The organism is Yokenella regensburgei (assembly GCF_051486985.1).
GTDB lineage: Bacteria > Pseudomonadota > Gammaproteobacteria > Enterobacterales > Enterobacteriaceae > CBFFRJ01.
In genome coordinates, this window is the sequence record NZ_JAHVDV010000090.1 from 1 (window position 1) to 1,107 (window position 1,107).

Below are 1,107 nucleotides of genomic sequence, written 5' to 3' on the forward strand. Positions count from 1 at the left end.
CGATTAAGCGATAACTTTTGCTACCACGCCCGCACCTACAGTACGGCCGCCTTCACGGATTGCGAAACGCAGACCATCGTCCATCGCGATCGGGTGGATCAGGGTTACAACCATTTTGATGTTGTCGCCCGGCATTACCATCTCAACGCCTTCCGGCAGTTCGATGGTGCCAGTCACGTCAGTTGTACGGAAGTAGAACTGCGGACGGTAGCCTTTGAAGAACGGAGTATGRCGGCCGCCTTCGTCTTTGGACAGAATGTACACTTCAGATTCGAACTGGGTGTGCGGCTTGATGGTGCCCGGCTTAGCCAGTACCTGACCACGTTCGATCTCTTCACGTTTGATACCACGCAGCAGAACACCTACGTTCTCACCCGCACGGCCTTCGTCCAGCAGTTTGCGGAACATTTCAACGCCAGTACAGGTAGACTTGGCAGTGTCTTTGATACCAACGATTTCTACTTCTTCGCCTACTTTGATGATACCGCGCTCTACACGACCRGTAACAACGGTACCACGACCGGAGATGGAGAATACGTCTTCGATCGGCAGCAGGAACGGCTTGTCAATCGCACGCTCTGGTTCCGGGATGTAAGAATCCAGGTAGCCAGCCAGTTCGATGATTTTCGCTTCCCACTCTGCTTCGCCTTCCAGCGCTTTCAGTGCAGAACCACGAACGATAGGCGTGTCGTCGCCCGGGAAATCGTACTGAGACAGAAGTTCACGAACTTCCATTTCTACCAGTTCCAGCAGCTCTTCGTCATCAACCATGTCGCATTTGTTCAGGAACACGATGATGTAAGGAACGCCTACCTGACGACCCAGCAGGATGTGCTCACGGGTCTGCGGCATCGGGCCGTCAGTCGCAGCAACAACCAGGATCGCGCCGTCCATCTGCGCAGCACCGGTGATCATGTTTTTAACATAGTCGGCGTGGCCCGGGCAGTCTACGTGAGCGTAGTGACGGATTTCGGTATCGTATTCAACGTGAGAGGTGTTGATGGTGATACCACGTGCTTTTTCTTCCGGCGCGTTATCGATCTGATCGAATGCACGAGCCTGGCCACCGTAGGTTTTGGACAGAACGGTAGTGATTGCAGCAGTCAG

1 protein-coding gene is annotated in these 1,107 nt (G+C 53.9%); it reads right to left on the minus strand.

Annotated elements, in window-relative coordinates; all coding sequences use genetic code 11:
- Window positions 1–3: 3 nt before the first annotated feature.
- Window positions 4–1,107: elongation factor Tu (tuf, locus tag KXR87_RS23545; protein WP_437434590.1), on the minus strand; the 1,104-nt coding region annotated here is incomplete at its 5' end.